This window comes from Methanobacterium spitsbergense (assembly GCF_019931065.1).
Classification (GTDB): domain Archaea; phylum Methanobacteriota; class Methanobacteria; order Methanobacteriales; family Methanobacteriaceae; genus Methanobacterium_B; species Methanobacterium_B spitsbergense.
The window spans coordinates 121623-135885 of the sequence record NZ_JAIOUQ010000007.1 but is presented as its reverse complement, the minus strand read 5'-3'; the positions used below and the strand labels follow the sequence as shown (position 1 = coordinate 135885).

The following is a 14263-nucleotide window of genomic DNA, read 5'->3' as shown; positions in this document are numbered from 1 at the left end:
TTCATGGAATTATTCATCTATATGAATTTCAGTAATGAAATCACATAATTTGAATAATTTATTTGATTGGAATACTTTAAGAATTTTTTTTATTTTGAATAATTTTAATAAAACATGATATGATATTATGGTACATGGATATCTACAAACTATCCTTAAAAAATCTTCGTAGAAACAAGTTAAGGAATAGCTTCGCTATTTTAAGAATTACTTTAGGAGTTGTTATTCTATTGTTTTTGGTAAGTTCTGGGTTAGGTTTAAACACCTTTCTAAAACAAGCCAATTCATTTACTAATGGAAATGGTTCTCAATCAATTGTTACTTCTATTACTGATCAAGTAAATTCAATGTTGGGAACCAATTTAACCCATTCTGTACTGGTAACTAAAATACAGGTGTTAATCAATAACCTTGTTTATATTTTAGATGGTATTGCAAGCCTTGTATTTCTAGTTGGAATTTTAGACATTATAAACACAATGGGTTTTAATTTAAATGAAAGAAAAAGAGAAATCGGAATATTAAAAACTCTTGGTTTTTCAAAAACGCAACTTATTATAAGTTTATCACTTGAAGCTGGTCTTTTAGGATTGTTAGGATCAGTTGCAGGTGTTATAATTGGATCATTAGGATTGACAATGCTAGCAAACATTATTGGAATTCCAATATCAATATTAATCCCGTTATGGCTAATTATAGTAGTTATCACAATTACCACCATATTAAGTATGATTTTAGGCTTATTCCCTGCATGGTTTGCATCTGAGAGGCATGTTGTGGAGGCATTGAATAATGAATGAAAATAATATTGTAATGCTCGAAGATGTGTGGAAGATTTATAAAAATGGGGAACATGTTATCCACTCGTTAGCCAATATAAACTATTCAGTTGAAGAGGGTTCTTTCAGTATAATATATGGACCATCTGGTTCGGGTAAATCAACTTTGATAAGAGTAATTGGACTACTAGAAAAACCCACCATGGGAAAAGTATGGATAAAAGGCAAAAACAGTGGGAAACTTGCTCAAAAAAAGAGAAATATTGTGATTAGGGATGAGATTGGATTTTTATTCCAAGGTTCAAACCTGATACCCACATTAAACGCCCTTGAAAATATAACCCTGCCTATGCTTAATTCAGACAAAAACCTTGCCAAGAAACTACTGGAGAAAGTAGGCTTCAGTGACCACAAGAAACTTCCAAAGGAAATGTCCATTGAAGAAGGGCGAAGAGTTAGTTTAGCCCGTGCTATGGTAAATAATCATTCCATAATACTTGCAGATGAACCTACAGGAGATCTTCACACTGCAGACAGCGAAAAATTTATAAAAATTCTTCAAGAACTAAACAGAACAGAAGATTTGACAGTAGTAGTAACAACCAATAACCGAAATATCTCAAAATTGGGAGGTAATCTTATTGAGATTGCCGACGGAACATTTGTCCAATAAATATTTATTTTAAAAAAAGAATTGAAAAATATTTTAGGTTTATTGGTTTATTTTATGTATTAATTTATAGGAATAATAATTTTTTAACCCTGTTCCTCAACATTCACAACACATGTTCCTGAAACTTTGTCAAGAATTCTGTCATTTGAATCTACAAATATAAATCCAAGTATCACATCTACAATGAGTGGAACCCATAGTATTTTAGATAGGTTTCTGATAAAAGCTGTTTTATAATTCATATCCCCATCTTTAGCCTTTACTTTTAATTTGAATAATCTTTTACCCAGGGTCGTACTGGTTTTACCCTCCATGTATGTGAAATAGACTATTATTAAAATTGCCCCTATAAAAATCCAATAATTTAGAACAGAGAAAATCCCAAGTCCCGCCATTAACAGGAATATTAAAGAACTTATTATCCATAATAAAAGTGTTACTATAACTATATCTACCAATAAAGCTGCAAAACGTCGACCCCAAAAGTTCTCCATATTTATCACTCGTTAAAATCTGTAATTCCCTTTTTATGTAATCATATATATTCAATAATTTTGATATTTATTTGAGTTAGATTACTTTAATTCTCATTTCATGCTCTTTATTTATAAATATTGTTGCAATACAACAATCTCCAATCAAATTTCTATTTTTCTTAAATTTATAAATTTCTTAGCATACCCTAGGTACTGGATCAGCAATTGGAGCTTCAAGTATTCTTTTACCGCCTAGAAGAGTTTCAATAATTACATGAGCATGGTCTGTAACTTCGCCTATGATCTGGGCATCCTTACCATATTTGGTGTTTTTAATTGCAGCTAATATTTCATCTGCCTTATCTGCTTCAACTCCCATGATAACTTTACCCTCGTTTGCTACTTCGTATGGGTCGATTCCTAACATTTCAGAAGCAGCTACAACAGCATCCTTTAAAGGAATCTTTTCCTCTTCTATCAGCATTCCCACACCCGATTTTGAAGCAAGTTCATTGAGTGCATTGGCAATTCCGCCCCTTGTAGGATCTTTCATGGCATTTACTCCACCGACTTTAAGAGCAGCCTCAACCATGTCCCAAACAGGTGCTACATCGGATTTAAGGTCTGTTTCAAAACCAAATCCTTCTCTGTAGGACATGAGAGATATTCCATGATCTCCAACACTTCCTGTGAGAATTATTTTATCCCCCATTTTAAGGCCAGAATCCCTTTTAACTTCTCCTTTTTTAACAATGCCTATCCCTGTGGTGGATATAATTATCTTATCAAGTTTATCATGTTCCATTACCTTAGTATCACCAGTTATTATGGCCACACCCGTTTCTCTACAAACTTTGTCCATTGACTTGATAATCTTTTCAAAATCTTCACCAGAAAATCCCTCGCTTATAACCATTGCATTTGCAATTGCAAGAGGTTTTGCACCCATAACAGAAACATCATTAACAGTACCTGCTATGGATATGGTTCCAATATCTCCTCCAGGGAAGAATATTGGATCAACTGTGTGGCTGTCTGTGCTTATAACAATTTCATAATCATCAAATGGTATTGTAGCTCCATCATCGAGATCTTCAAGTCCAACTCCACCGTTAACTCTTTTATTTTTAAGATTTCCAAGTATGATTTCTGATATGAGACCCTGCATGACCCCGCCACCAGCTCCATGTGACATGCCTATTTTCATAAGATTCACCATTCTCCTCTTTTTTTAAATGTGTTATAGTTAAGATACTGTATATTACCACAACCTAATCTGAAAATATTCCTAAACTAAACCTAATTTCTTATTTAAGATTATCTAAACGTGTAATTTCATATTCCTCAAGCGAATTGAATTAGATAATTGTGCTTACAATTAAATAATAAATTTCAATTTACTTGAATATGAAAAGTTCTTATTGTGGTATTAGATCATCCCATATAAAAACTATGATACTATATTCCCAACCCCGTTAAAAAAAAATGTATTATCTTAATTTAATAAATAATTATAACCCCTATATTCATCAAACTTGTCTTTTAAAAACCTGAAATAATTTAAAAGGCTTTTTTGGAGGCGTACTTGGTTTTTCACCCATGTATATTATTTTAACCTCATAACCTATTGGTATGTCCTTGAATTTATTGTCCAATACAGTTGACCCAAATACCTCTTTTTCTCCATTTCCTGTATCTAAAGTATATTTGGTGCTGTGATAAATCCCCACATCATCTTCCCTTCTTATATACTTACCACTAATTTCTTCACCTATGGCTTCGGGTCTCCAAATTTCATCTTCTGGATCTTTAACCTCTTGCCATCCATTTTTCTTGTTATTTTCTATTTTTTTAGCCATTTTAATCTTCCAATTCTTTTAAATATAAAAATAAATATTCTGAATATTTAACTTATTTTTTATTATTAAATGTCAATCCTATTTTGAATTCTTTTATTTTATAAAATAATATTTATTTATTAGATAAGAATGTTTAATAAGTTTTTTAAACTATTTTTTTTTGCACCCTTTTAAACAACATATTTTTAAGTCTTCATCAATAAACCATGAATCAATAGAAAATTCAAGAAATATTTTAATTTAAATTGTTCATGGTGTCGAAATTAATAATATTAATATAGTGTGATCTACAAATGAAGTCTTTCCTAGAAAGATTTTTTAGGTAAATCCATATTTAAGAATATTTTAAGTTTCAAAATCATATTTAATTGAAATTTTCATGAATATGTAATACATTACATTTTAAGCTTTAGAGGTGAAATAATGGCAATTTGGCAAGGAAAATCATTAAGAAAACCGAGTGGTGCACGTGCAAAGACCAACAGAAATAAAAGAAACATGGAATTTGGAAGAGACCCAGCAGACACCAAAATAGGTGACCGTAAAATCAAGATAATCAGAACAAAGGGTGGTAACGAGAAAGTCAGATTAGCAAATGACAAAAATATCAACGTTGTTGACCCGAAAACAAACAAAGTACAAGTTGCAGAAATCATGACAGTTGTTGAGAATACAGCAAACACTCACTTTGTAAGGCGTAACATTATAACTAAAGGAGCCGTTGTAGATACGAACCTAGGTAAAGTTAAAGTTACTTCAAGGCCAGGTCAGCACGGTATGATAAATGGTGTGCTTGTTGAATGAAGAAATTTTAGAAAAAGTTGATGAGTTCCTTGGGGATGTTAATAAAAAACTCCCTGAAGGAATGGAACTCGAATATGAAGGTTTCTATGAGAGGGGTTTCTTTGTTACCAAAAAAAGATATGCCCTCATAGAAAATAAAAATATTGTGGTTAAGGGGTTAGAGTTAGTCAGACGTGACTGGGCTCCAGTTGCCAAAAAGACTCAGGAAAAAGTTTTAAGAGCCATTCTTGAAGATGCTTCCCCACAAAAGGCCACAAAAATTATTAGAGCTGTGGTTGAAGAGATAAAAGAGGGTAAAATTCCGCTTGAAGATCTTGTTATACACACACAGCTCACCAAAAATCCCGAAGAATATGTTCAAATGGCTCCCCATGTTTTAGCAGCTAAAAAATCCATTGCAAATGGAAGAAATGTTTCTAGGGGTGCAATAATACGTTACGTAATTGTAAGGGGAAAAGAACCCATTAGTAAACGAGCAATTCCATTGGAAGATGTTGATGTTATTAACTACGATTCAAATTACTATATAGAAAACCAGGTTCTTCCTGCAGTTTCTAGGATTATTGAGGCAATTGGTTACTCAAAAGAGGATATAATGCACAAAGAAAAACAAAGCAGTTTGGATGCATTTTTTAGTTGAATATAATTATAGTAAAATTTCATTACAATATTTATAACTAAGAGGGATAATTTTGTTAAAATTATTTTTTTACGAGAATCCTTTAAATAATCGGGGAAAATCATTGGATTGTAATCAAAATTCATATTATTCTTTATCCTATTTTCATTATTTATTTAATTCTATACTCAATTTTTTCTTAATATACGGGTGCCAAAAATGATTAAAGCTGTTTTTTTTGATATAGATGATACACTTTATGACACATCAGGATTTGCAAAACTAGCTAGAAAAGCCGCATTAAATGCAATGATAGATGCAGGACTACCATTATCAAATGATGACGCTTACATTCTATTAAGGGAAATCATTAAAGAAAAAGGTTCAAACTATGATAAACATCTAAATGTTCTTACAAAAAGGGTTTTTGGGGAAGAAAACCCCTTATTAATTGCTATTGGAATGATCACTTATCATAACGTCAAATTTGCTCTTTTAAGGCTTTTCCCCGACACAATGTCCACACTTATTCATTTAAAGGCACAAGGATACCGTCTTGGAGTTATATCAAATGGTTTAACTATTAAACAATATGAAAAACTTGTTAGACTTGGTTTGCATCATTTCTTTGATTCCGTGGTAACCTCCCAAGAAGCAGGGGTTGAAAAACCAGATATTGCCATATTTGAACTTGCAATGGATAGAATGGGCTGTAAAGCTGAAAATTCAGTAATGATAGGTAATAGTTTTAGTGATGATATACAAGGTGCTATAAACACCGGCATGTCCGCAGTATATTTAACTCAAGAATTAAAAGAATCAGAAAAAAAGTATATTAAGAAATCCAGTATTAAAATGGACATAATATCCGATATTGGCAAAATTAAGGATATAATGTAATAATTTATACCTAGATGATAATTGGATAGTATTATAAATTGTAATGATAAATTTAGGTAATATAAATTGGGGTAAATTTAGGTGGGGTTTGAATGAACTATTATCATGATTCTAAAATGGAAACCATATTTGAAATCCTTAAACAGCCAAAAACTATTGAAGATATTCAACTATCAGAACCATTTGTTAATGACTTGATTTTAAAGATTATAACAAGTTACGGAACTGTGAAAACCAGTACCATAAATGATATCACATGTATTCACTGGGATATATTGGAAAGATGTCTAAGCAATCTTGAAAAAGAAGGTTTATGCGCTCCTGTCAGTGGTAGTTTTTTATTTTCAAGTGTTCAGTATAGTATATCAAAAAAGGGTCGTGAGAAAACCAGGGGAATTTCTGAGGAAAATCCTTATATTGGTGTTGCACCTGTAAGCTACGAAGATTATTACCAAATAATGGATGCTCAACTAAAGGGAAGATACCCAATTGAAATACCGCCAGATGTTGTGAAAACAACATTTAAAGATGTTATTGGTGTTGACTACGCTAAAGAATCCCTTATTGAATCTTGTATCATAGGAAAGGGAATATTCATATATGGACCTCCTGGAACCGGTAAAACATTTCTCACAGGTAAAATGTCTGATCTACTACCTCCAGTTGTGATTCCAAAGTTCGTTGAATTTGGTGGAAAAGTTATACAAATTTATGATCCTGATTTTCATAGTATGTGCCCAGAACAACCGGAAGACCCAAGATGGGTTAAAATTCATGCCCCATTTGTTTTAACTGGAGCCGAACTAGGTTTAAACAAACTCGAGACCAATTATAATGTTAACAAGGGAGTTTATGAAACATCCCCAACAATAAAGGCAAATGGTGGCATACTTCTAATAGATGATCTTGGTAGACAGAGAGACGACCATGAACTCATTTTAAATAGGCTTATAGTTCCTATGGAAAATAAAAAGGACGTTGTTTATGTAAGAGGTATTCCTGTAATTGTACACTGTAACTTCATACCTGCTTTCTCAACCAACTTGGATATTAGTATAATGGATGAAGCACATCTAAGAAGGGCGCCTTTACATATCTTCCTTAAAAATCCAGATATTATCGAAGTTGCTGAGGTTTTTAAAATGAACCTTGATTATCTGGAAGAAAAATACAATGAAAATATTTTTGAACGATTCATGAATGTTTATTCGAGCATCAATGATGGTGGAGAAGGATTAAAACCCACATTTGCGCATGCAAGGGATGTAGCACAGATATGTCAGGCAGTGCGAATTAACAGAAGAAAAGATATAATTGACATAGATGTATTGGAAGGTTCTCTTGAAAGACATATTTTGATAGTGCTTCAAAGAATGAATATTGACATTGCACAGATTACTAGAAAAACACGTTCATTCCGTATTAAAACTTCCCAAGTTCAGGAAACCCTAGATGCATTGACAGAATTTGGTACAATTAAAATTACTCATGAATCAGATGCCATAATTCTAGATTTGGATGATAATATAACACCAGTACAACTTGTTGGATTCCTACATCAAAGGAATATTAATGTGGATAGAATCGATTTAATTGCTGAATCTGATAAAGAACTCCGAAGTTCAGTGCTGGAAATCCATGAAAATCTACAATTACAAAATAAATAATTTAGTAGTAAAATGGATAGAGTATAATTATTCAAAGATTAAGTTTAAGTGAACAAAGAATAATATCAATGTTACATTATTCCTAAAAATATTATATAAATAAAATATTTAAGAAGTGATCAAATGGCAAACTCATCTGTATTATTATTTTCACATATAATTCCCCCTATTATGGCAGTAATAAGTGTACTGCTCCTTTGTATGGGTATAATGGACAGGAAAACCCCATACACCATAGCAGGGATAGTTATATTCTTTGCAGGAGGACTACTTCCATTCTTAATACTCCCATTCCTTCTGGGGTAATAAATTATTTTAAGTTAATTAGTAATTATATTAGTAAAGAAAAATACTTAATTTTGGATTATATAAACATCACCAGATGTTTTCTATTTGATAATCTAAAAAATTTATGAATATGTAGTATTTTAAAATTTATAGAATATTCTCATTCTGCTGTATGTTTTTCTATCAATAAATTATAACCATCAACATTTATTTCATAATCTTCTTCAAAAATCAGAGTTGCCCTTTGTACAGCCCCTGTATCTTCATTGAAAGTATCAAAGTGCACTTCACCATAGTCTAACAATCTCTTTCCTATTATGGATTCTATGCCCATTGGATTATTGAAACTGTCACATACACCAAACTCCATGTTGTTAGCAATGATACTTACTTTATATGTATTTTCTATGTCTATCTGATCAGTATCTTCAAAGGTTAAAATAATTTGTTCTGAAGGCCCTGTTTCATCTATTGCAGGTTTATGAAAGATTTTTTCACATTTTACTAGTTTCTCTCCACGGGACTTCCATAAATCTCTATGAAAATTATCATCTATCCTTTCCTCAATTTCTTCAATCATATTTATTCGCTCCATAGATTCTGGTATTTAATATTTACATTCTATTATTATACTTATATTAAAATTTATAATTAATTCTAGTATGCATTTCCTTTTCAAAACAAAATCTAGGTCTGTATTAAATATTTATTTTAGGTTCTATTTCAGAATTTTCCGAGTCGTTCATTGACCATTGTAATGTTTCCTTGAAATGCACCGATTTTTTCCAGTTTCATTGTAGAAACCATTGAAGCAAATATTCCACATGTTTCAGGGTCTGATGTTTCCATTCTTTTTCTTGCATAGGCCGCCATGTATGTATCACCTAGACCTGTTGGATCCATTGTTTGCATAGGGGTAAAAGCAGGGATTTTATAGGTATGCTCAGAAATGGATGAGTAAATTACAGCACCTCTATCTCCGCAAGTGATTATTACCTCTTGGGGGCCGAAAGTTGAAAGTTCGTTACCTATTTTATCCAATTTATGACTTCCCACCATAACTTTTGCTTCAACTTCGTCTATGAAAATCATTTGAACAAATCTCAAAAATTTCTCAAAATTGTTCCATGGCTTTAAAATAACTCGATGATCTTTCAACTGTCTCAAATATCCTTGTGCACCCATGTAAATGGGCACATTATAATGGAATATGTGTTCTATTGTTTCAATAGGGATATCTGAAGGAGAAAGTGGGCATAAAAGAACAGCATCGTAGGATTCAATATCATCTGGAAGATTTTCCGGTTTAACCGGATTTTCTGGCACAGTTGCCCTCTGTATCCTGTGATTAGGATTATGATTAGGATATATATTCTCAAATTTCATTGTCTTATCAAAAAACAGGGGGATTATATCCACATTTTGAGGAAATGCATTTAAAAGTTCTTCATCCTCTCGTGAAAGTGTGATAACTGCAGTTACATCCACATCAAGATTTGAAAGTACTGATGCTTGATAGTATACTGCACCTCCTGTGGAGTGATATACCAAACCATCTCTTGAAATTGTGTCCCTTGTTAAAGGACCTATTATAATAAATTTTGGCATGATATACACTTTGGATTTTTATCTTATAATTATATTAGTAATTTCTTTATTCAATAAGCATTGAATAAATCAGAACACTGTAAAATGAGTATTAGTAATGATTGATGATCCCTTTGTGAAGTGCTGTTCCAACCAGGAAGTTTTCAATTCCTAAAACATTTAATTCTTTAACATCTTCGGCTGTAATACCTCCACCTAGAATTAATTCGGAGTCAATAACATTGAAACTATCAATGAGTGCATGATCAAAGCCCTTAACAGTACCAACTCTAGAAATATCCAAAAGAATGACCTCCAAAGGCTTAATCTTTTGTATTTTCTTTAGTACCTCATTAAAGTTTGCTTTTATATATTTACCAAGAATATGTCCATTTTTAACATCCACACTCATTATAAGGTCTTGCTTTAAACTTTGGGAAAATATTACATCAAGATCATCAAGACTTTTAATGGTTTCTGTTGCTATGATAACTTTATTCACAGTGTCAAGGATTTTTTCAATCCCTTTAAAACTGTTTACTCCTGAATCTAACATAACAGGAAGAATATTATTTATTTCCCCTGCAATTTGTAAGTTGGAGCCGGACCCATTTATTGCATCTAAATCTGCAATATAAATGCGTTTGTATCCCTCATCTTTTAGTGCTTGTGTAATAGCAACAGGATCTGATGAATCATGGAAAACTGTTTTCAATGGTTTGTATGTTTCCCTCATTCCTGATTTTCCAGATACTGCTTCACCCTTTTTCAAGTCGAGTACAGGAATTATCATGGCAACTATTCCAAATTATAGAGTTTTTTAGAATGATTTGAGAAAATTTATTAAATAAATTAGAAAAAATCTTGTAAAAATTTAATTCTTTGCAATATAACTGTCTATTTCAGCAATAGCATAATCTACAGCATCGTCTGCAATTCCATCATCTGGTTTGGATAAAGGATCGAATTGAATGTCAACATTAATATCAACATCCAACCCCTCGTGATAGTCAAGTTCGACCTTTATATCAAGATCTAAAACTTCTTTTTTTGGAATCTTTGAATAGATGAAATTTTCTGCAGATTTAACTGCAAGTTCGGAAATTTCATCAAGTTCTTGATCTGAAAGTTTCCTCAATTACCTAACCCCGGGGACATTCCTGATCCCTGCATTGCTTCTTGTATAGTTGTCTGCATTTCCTGGAGTTTAGCCATTATACGTTCTTCCTGGCGTTTAACTGATTTTTCTCGAAGTTTAAGAGTTTCAATTTTATCTTCAAGTTCTACGGTTACTTCTTCTTGATTTACTTTAATAAGAAGATTTCCTGCAGTTTTATAGACGTCTGTGTCTCCTTCTACCTTTTTAAGTTCTTCTAAAGCTTTTTCAGTTTCTTTTATCTGCATGTCAACGCTCTGTTTCTGCATTGTAATTGCCTGAGCTTGTTGTTGTGCCTGTTGGAATTGTTGTATTTGATGTTGGATGTTTTTAGGAAGTTCCATTTTATCACCTCATTAAACCTTAAAAAAGGTTCATATAAATTTTTTATTCAAATTTAATATGTAATAATACTTTATTAATCATAAATACTCATTTTTAAGATTTATCACTTCATATGACAATTTTATCCATCTTAAATATGAATTCAAAGATGCTCTAAAAGATGCTGTATCCTGAGCATCGATAGTTATCCTTAATGTATTTTCATGAATATCAATACTAACAGTTGTTCTGTCAGATGGAGATCCATTTATTTCGGGTTTGATTGATTTTAAGATAATTTCTGCTTCTTTGGTGGTATTAAATTCGATTTCAAGTTCTGTTTCAATACCTGTGAGAATGTCAGCTTCATTGGAATATTCCAATTTATGTCCTCCATTCCTTAACAAAAATCTTTGGACCTGTTTCCATACCGTTACTACCAATAAATTCGATAATAGCCTTGTTTTTCTCGTCGCCCGTCCTTATAAAAAGGATATTTTTTATTTCTGAATCTTCTTTGAATGGGGGTATATCCAATATATTTCCAAGTTGGTTGAGTTCAGGGATCTCAGAACGTAATTTCAATTCTTCAGATTGGACCCTGCCCTTGGAGCTTGCATTGGAATTTGGAATTCCAACTGTAACATCCATTGAAAAGATTACTTCACCTGTTTCATTCTGGAAATCTATCCTACTGGGATTCCCCTTCATTTCTGATACTACTGCAATTGTATTATTTCCTAGTTCAGAAGATTTTATTAGAACGTCACGGATGCTCATCTTTCCCCGGTTTATGTAACTTGAATTTAAAACCCTTACAAGACCTTTGCAGAAGGATCTTGTTCGCTGAGAGGGCTTCCTAGACGTTGTAATCAACATAGTTACCAGGATTATTTAGCTTTGATGCTACGCCTTACAGGTGGTATTTCCTTAAAAAGAATCCTGTATCTGCAGCTTGGACATTTAGATTCTGTATAACCCTTGATATCGACTAAAGTACCGCATTTTCCACATTTGTACAATTTATAAACCTCCAACTATCCTCTTTATGTTCCTTGCAGCTGTTTTACCCATAGGGGTTGTTGGAAGATATGCTCCGCCTGTAAATACATTTCCACATTTTCTGCATTTCCATATTCCTGCTGAAACTCTGCGTACTGCAGGCCTGTCACATTGAGGACATACATGATCCCTCTTCATGTTTTCTTCTATTGATTTAACTGTCCTTTTGGCTTTTCTACCGTACCTTGCACCGAATCTTCCGGTTATACCCACTTTCTTTGTTCTTGCCATGTTATTCACCTAGATTATTTTAATATTTTTGAATTTGTTTATGAGAAATTTATTCATAAAAAAAAATTAATGAAAATTTCAATTATGAATGTTCAGATCAATAAATTTGCACATCACTAGTTATAAATGCATCTATGGAAGGTGTGTTCTAAGTTCTGCTGTTTTAATCTTTGCAATGGAAACTGCTTTTAAAATTTCTTCCTTGTTCAAAGATTCAGCTCCACCTTTCTGCATAGCACATATACTGCCATCTTCAGTCATACCTATTGATAAGCGTGCGCCCATTATCTCCTCTTCCGCGAGTGAAGGGTCAATAAGAATTTCTCCACCAATCTTGGCAAATGTGCACATTAAGGCTTTTTCATTGATTGGTAATGGTATCATGTTATCGTAGTCAAGAACAATTTCATCACCCTCAAGTTTGGCTGTGGGGATTTTAGTGTTCATAAGTGCTGCAACACTTCCCAATACTGCTGCATCCATTAGATTACCATCGTAGTCCAGCACATGGAGATCCAGGAATATCATCCAAACTTTTTCCCCTTCAACTACACATAGTTTTTCAAGATCAACAACCTTTCCTTCTCTTATGCATCTGTCAGTAACCCTTGAAAGCTCAACTGAATTTTCATCTGGTGGTCCTGATTCGAAGTTAGGTGCTGCCATTGGTAAAAGTTCAGTGTTAGTCATTAGAACTCCGACATTGGGTGTATCACTGAAAGGTGATCCTAACTGTGGTTTTGCACCGATCATTATCTGAGTATTTCCAATTTTAACCCTTGCAGATCCTTCTGCCTTCTCAATTACTCCAGGTTCTACTGATATATCCCTGTATTCATCAAAGGCTCTTCCATCTGTTCTCTCTCCATTCTTTACGAGATTGGTAACGCTTTCTTTTATGATTTCTGGAACTATATGAACCATATTACTCACCATACCTGTTTTTTATGGCTTTTTTCTGTTCTTCACTTATCTTCATGCAGCCACCTATTGCAAGGTCAAGGGCCTTTTCAAATTCATCCCCTGTGAGGTGTCCATCCATCTGAAGAAGTGTAATTTCACCGGTTCTTGGCATCAATGCAATTGGAAGATCTGCTTCTCCCTCTTTATCTTCAACTTCAGATAAGTCGATAACAACATTGCCATCTGATTTTCCTGCTGCACAAGCAACAACCATATCCCTCATAGGAATGCCTGCATCTGCAAGTGCAACTGAAGCTGCTGTTATGCCTGCACATCTTGTTCCGCCTTCGGCTTCAAGAACTTCTATATAAACATCTATTGTTGAACGTGGAAATTTTTCAAGGAAAACTGCTGGAGTAAGTGCTTCTGATGTTATTTTAGATATCTCCACTGATCTCCTGTCAGGTCCGGGCCTTTTTCTGTCATCTACTGAAAATGGTGCCATATTGTATTTACATCTTAAAACAGCCCGGTTAGGTTGCATTAAACGTCTTACAAAAAGTTCTCTTGGGCCATAAACCGCAGCAAGTACTTTATTACCCCCAATTTCAAGGTAAGCTGATCCATCAGCCCTTTCAAGTACTCCTGCTTCTATTTTTAAATTTCTCAATTCATCAAAAGCCCTATTATTGGCTCTTGCACTGGTTTCTGTACCGGTGTTTAGATTAGTATTGGTTATAATGATAATCACCCCTTATTTTTGGATTAATTCCATTTATTCCTCTTTACATTCTTCTTCTTCATCCGGTTCTTCAGATTCTACGGATTCGGGTTCAAATTCTTTTGATTTGTCTTCCCCTGATTCTTCTGATTCCTCAGTTTCTGATTCCTCAGTTTCTGATTCCTCAGTTTCTGATTCCTCAGTTTCTGATTCC

The 14263-nt window shown here is 33.2% G+C and carries 21 protein-coding genes; 7 read left to right on the top strand and 14 right to left on the bottom strand.

The features are described from left to right. Positions 1–134: 134 nt before the first annotated feature. Positions 135–800, top strand: coding sequence for an FtsX-like permease family protein (locus tag K8N75_RS06325; protein WP_223791246.1), 666 nt, complete (start codon positions 135–137; stop codon positions 798–800). Beyond that, positions 793–1452 carry an ABC transporter ATP-binding protein gene (locus K8N75_RS06320; protein WP_223791245.1) on the top strand — a complete coding sequence of 220 codons (660 nt, stop codon included), beginning with the start codon at positions 793–795 and terminating at the stop codon, positions 1450–1452. The genes K8N75_RS06325 and K8N75_RS06320 overlap by 8 nt, the downstream gene beginning before the upstream one ends. Before the next feature lie 83 nt (positions 1453–1535). Here the strand turns inward: K8N75_RS06320 and K8N75_RS06315 are convergent, their stop codons facing one another. The 3 genes from K8N75_RS06315 to K8N75_RS06305 form a co-directional block, all read right to left on the bottom strand. Beyond that, complete coding sequence (locus tag K8N75_RS06315; protein WP_223791244.1) at positions 1536–1946, bottom strand: RDD family protein; 411 nt, start codon at positions 1944–1946, stop codon at positions 1536–1538. Between the two features lie 178 nt (positions 1947–2124). Beyond that, the gene (gene hypE / locus K8N75_RS06310; RefSeq protein WP_223791243.1) at positions 2125–3135 is read right to left on the bottom strand and encodes a hydrogenase expression/formation protein HypE; all 1011 of its coding nucleotides are present in this window, start codon (positions 3133–3135) and stop codon (positions 2125–2127) included. A gap of 322 nt (positions 3136–3457) precedes the next feature. After that, positions 3458–3787 (bottom strand): hypothetical protein, encoded by a 330-nt coding sequence (locus K8N75_RS06305; protein ID WP_223791242.1) that lies wholly within the window; start codon positions 3785–3787, stop codon positions 3458–3460. Positions 3788–4210: 423 nt separating this feature from the next. Between K8N75_RS06305 and K8N75_RS06300 the strand changes: the two genes are divergently transcribed. The 5 genes from K8N75_RS06300 (at position 4211) to K8N75_RS06280 (ending at position 8083) form a co-directional block, all read left to right on the top strand. Continuing rightward, positions 4211–4591 carry a 30S ribosomal protein S8e gene (locus K8N75_RS06300; protein ID WP_223791241.1) on the top strand — a complete coding sequence of 127 codons (381 nt, stop codon included), beginning with the start codon at positions 4211–4213 and terminating at the stop codon, positions 4589–4591. After that, positions 4572–5231: a DNA polymerase domain-containing protein gene (locus tag K8N75_RS06295; protein WP_223791240.1), complete on the top strand. Its 660-nt coding sequence runs from the start codon at positions 4572–4574 to the stop codon at positions 5229–5231. Before K8N75_RS06300 ends, K8N75_RS06295 begins: the two co-directional genes overlap by 20 nt. A gap of 198 nt (positions 5232–5429) precedes the next feature. Further along, a complete protein-coding gene (locus K8N75_RS06290; protein ID WP_223791239.1) occupies positions 5430–6110 on the top strand; it encodes a TIGR02253 family HAD-type hydrolase in 681 nt (226 codons plus the stop codon). A 92-nt stretch (positions 6111–6202) separates the two neighbouring features. Continuing rightward, positions 6203–7777: an ATP-binding protein gene (locus K8N75_RS06285; protein WP_223791238.1), complete on the top strand. Its 1575-nt coding sequence runs from the start codon at positions 6203–6205 to the stop codon at positions 7775–7777. Between the two features lie 123 nt (positions 7778–7900). Continuing rightward, complete coding sequence (locus tag K8N75_RS06280) at positions 7901–8083, top strand: hypothetical protein (protein ID WP_048189968.1); 183 nt, start codon at positions 7901–7903, stop codon at positions 8081–8083. A 142-nt stretch (positions 8084–8225) separates the two neighbouring features. On the opposite strand, the gene K8N75_RS06275 is transcribed toward K8N75_RS06280, so the two are convergent. From K8N75_RS06275 to rrp41, 11 genes are all read right to left on the bottom strand, one after another. After that, complete coding sequence (locus K8N75_RS06275; protein WP_223791237.1) at positions 8226–8645, bottom strand: hypothetical protein; 420 nt, start codon at positions 8643–8645, stop codon at positions 8226–8228. Between the two features lie 143 nt (positions 8646–8788). Continuing rightward, positions 8789–9673 (bottom strand): PfkB family carbohydrate kinase, encoded by an 885-nt coding sequence (locus tag K8N75_RS06270; protein ID WP_223791236.1) that lies wholly within the window; start codon positions 9671–9673, stop codon positions 8789–8791. A gap of 91 nt (positions 9674–9764) precedes the next feature. After that, positions 9765–10445, bottom strand: coding sequence for a HisA/HisF family protein (locus tag K8N75_RS06265; RefSeq protein WP_223791235.1), 681 nt, complete (start codon positions 10443–10445; stop codon positions 9765–9767). Between the two features lie 81 nt (positions 10446–10526). Next, positions 10527–10790, bottom strand: coding sequence for a DUF3194 domain-containing protein (locus K8N75_RS06260; protein ID WP_223791234.1), 264 nt, complete (start codon positions 10788–10790; stop codon positions 10527–10529). Beyond that, complete coding sequence (locus K8N75_RS06255; protein WP_223791233.1) at positions 10787–11152, bottom strand: prefoldin subunit beta; 366 nt, start codon at positions 11150–11152, stop codon at positions 10787–10789. Before K8N75_RS06255 ends, K8N75_RS06260 begins: the two co-directional genes overlap by 4 nt. A 78-nt stretch (positions 11153–11230) precedes the next feature. Further along, the gene (locus K8N75_RS06250) at positions 11231–11515 is read right to left on the bottom strand and encodes a KEOPS complex subunit Pcc1 (RefSeq protein ID WP_223791232.1); all 285 of its coding nucleotides are present in this window, start codon (positions 11513–11515) and stop codon (positions 11231–11233) included. Between the two features lies 1 nt (position 11516). After that, entirely contained in the window at positions 11517–12011 is a 495-nt protein-coding gene (locus tag K8N75_RS06245; protein WP_223791231.1) for a Brix domain-containing protein, read from the bottom strand. An 11-nt stretch (positions 12012–12022) separates the two neighbouring features. Next, the gene (locus K8N75_RS06240; protein ID WP_081882563.1) at positions 12023–12154 is read right to left on the bottom strand and encodes an Rpo12/RPC10 RNA polymerase subunit family protein; all 132 of its coding nucleotides are present in this window, start codon (positions 12152–12154) and stop codon (positions 12023–12025) included. Position 12155: 1 nt separating this feature from the next. After that, positions 12156–12425: a 50S ribosomal protein L37Ae gene (gene rpl37A / locus K8N75_RS06235; protein ID WP_048189961.1), complete on the bottom strand. Its 270-nt coding sequence runs from the start codon at positions 12423–12425 to the stop codon at positions 12156–12158. 132 nt (positions 12426–12557) lie between these two features. Beyond that, entirely contained in the window at positions 12558–13349 is a 792-nt protein-coding gene (rrp42, locus tag K8N75_RS06230) for an exosome complex protein Rrp42 (RefSeq protein ID WP_223791230.1), read from the bottom strand. Between the two features lies 1 nt (position 13350). Further along, the gene (rrp41, locus tag K8N75_RS06225) at positions 13351–14067 is read right to left on the bottom strand and encodes an exosome complex exonuclease Rrp41 (RefSeq protein ID WP_223791479.1); all 717 of its coding nucleotides are present in this window, start codon (positions 14065–14067) and stop codon (positions 13351–13353) included. Positions 14068–14263: the final 196 nt, after the last annotated feature.

Excerpts from the sequence above, each read along its gene's own strand:
- K8N75_RS06325 (WP_223791246.1), top strand. The coding sequence starts at position 135 with ATGGATATCTACAAACTATCCTTAAAAAATCTTCGTAGAAACAAGTTA.
- K8N75_RS06320 (WP_223791245.1), top strand. The coding sequence starts at position 793 with ATGAATGAAAATAATATTGTAATGCTCGAAGATGTGTGGAAGATTTAT.
- K8N75_RS06315 (WP_223791244.1), bottom strand. The coding sequence starts at position 1,946 with ATGGAGAACTTTTGGGGTCGACGTTTTGCAGCTTTATTGGTAGATATA.
- hypE (WP_223791243.1), bottom strand. The coding sequence starts at position 3,135 with ATGAAAATAGGCATGTCACATGGAGCTGGTGGCGGGGTCATGCAGGGT.
- K8N75_RS06305 (WP_223791242.1), bottom strand. The coding sequence starts at position 3,787 with ATGGCTAAAAAAATAGAAAATAACAAGAAAAATGGATGGCAAGAGGTT.
- K8N75_RS06300 (WP_223791241.1), top strand. The coding sequence starts at position 4,211 with ATGGCAATTTGGCAAGGAAAATCATTAAGAAAACCGAGTGGTGCACGT.
- K8N75_RS06295 (WP_223791240.1), top strand. The coding sequence starts at position 4,572 with ATGGTGTGCTTGTTGAATGAAGAAATTTTAGAAAAAGTTGATGAGTTC.
- K8N75_RS06290 (WP_223791239.1), top strand. The coding sequence starts at position 5,430 with ATGATTAAAGCTGTTTTTTTTGATATAGATGATACACTTTATGACACA.
- K8N75_RS06285 (WP_223791238.1), top strand. The coding sequence starts at position 6,203 with ATGAACTATTATCATGATTCTAAAATGGAAACCATATTTGAAATCCTT.
- K8N75_RS06280 (WP_048189968.1), top strand. The coding sequence starts at position 7,901 with ATGGCAAACTCATCTGTATTATTATTTTCACATATAATTCCCCCTATT.
- K8N75_RS06275 (WP_223791237.1), bottom strand. The coding sequence starts at position 8,645 with ATGATTGAAGAAATTGAGGAAAGGATAGATGATAATTTTCATAGAGAT.
- K8N75_RS06270 (WP_223791236.1), bottom strand. The coding sequence starts at position 9,673 with ATGCCAAAATTTATTATAATAGGTCCTTTAACAAGGGACACAATTTCA.
- K8N75_RS06265 (WP_223791235.1), bottom strand. The coding sequence starts at position 10,445 with ATGATAATTCCTGTACTCGACTTGAAAAAGGGTGAAGCAGTATCTGGA.
- K8N75_RS06255 (WP_223791233.1), bottom strand. The coding sequence starts at position 11,152 with ATGGAACTTCCTAAAAACATCCAACATCAAATACAACAATTCCAACAG.
- K8N75_RS06245 (WP_223791231.1), bottom strand. The coding sequence starts at position 12,011 with ATGTTGATTACAACGTCTAGGAAGCCCTCTCAGCGAACAAGATCCTTC.
- rpl37A (WP_048189961.1), bottom strand. The coding sequence starts at position 12,425 with ATGGCAAGAACAAAGAAAGTGGGTATAACCGGAAGATTCGGTGCAAGG.
- rrp42 (WP_223791230.1), bottom strand. The coding sequence starts at position 13,349 with ATGGTTCATATAGTTCCAGAAATCATAAAAGAAAGCGTTACCAATCTC.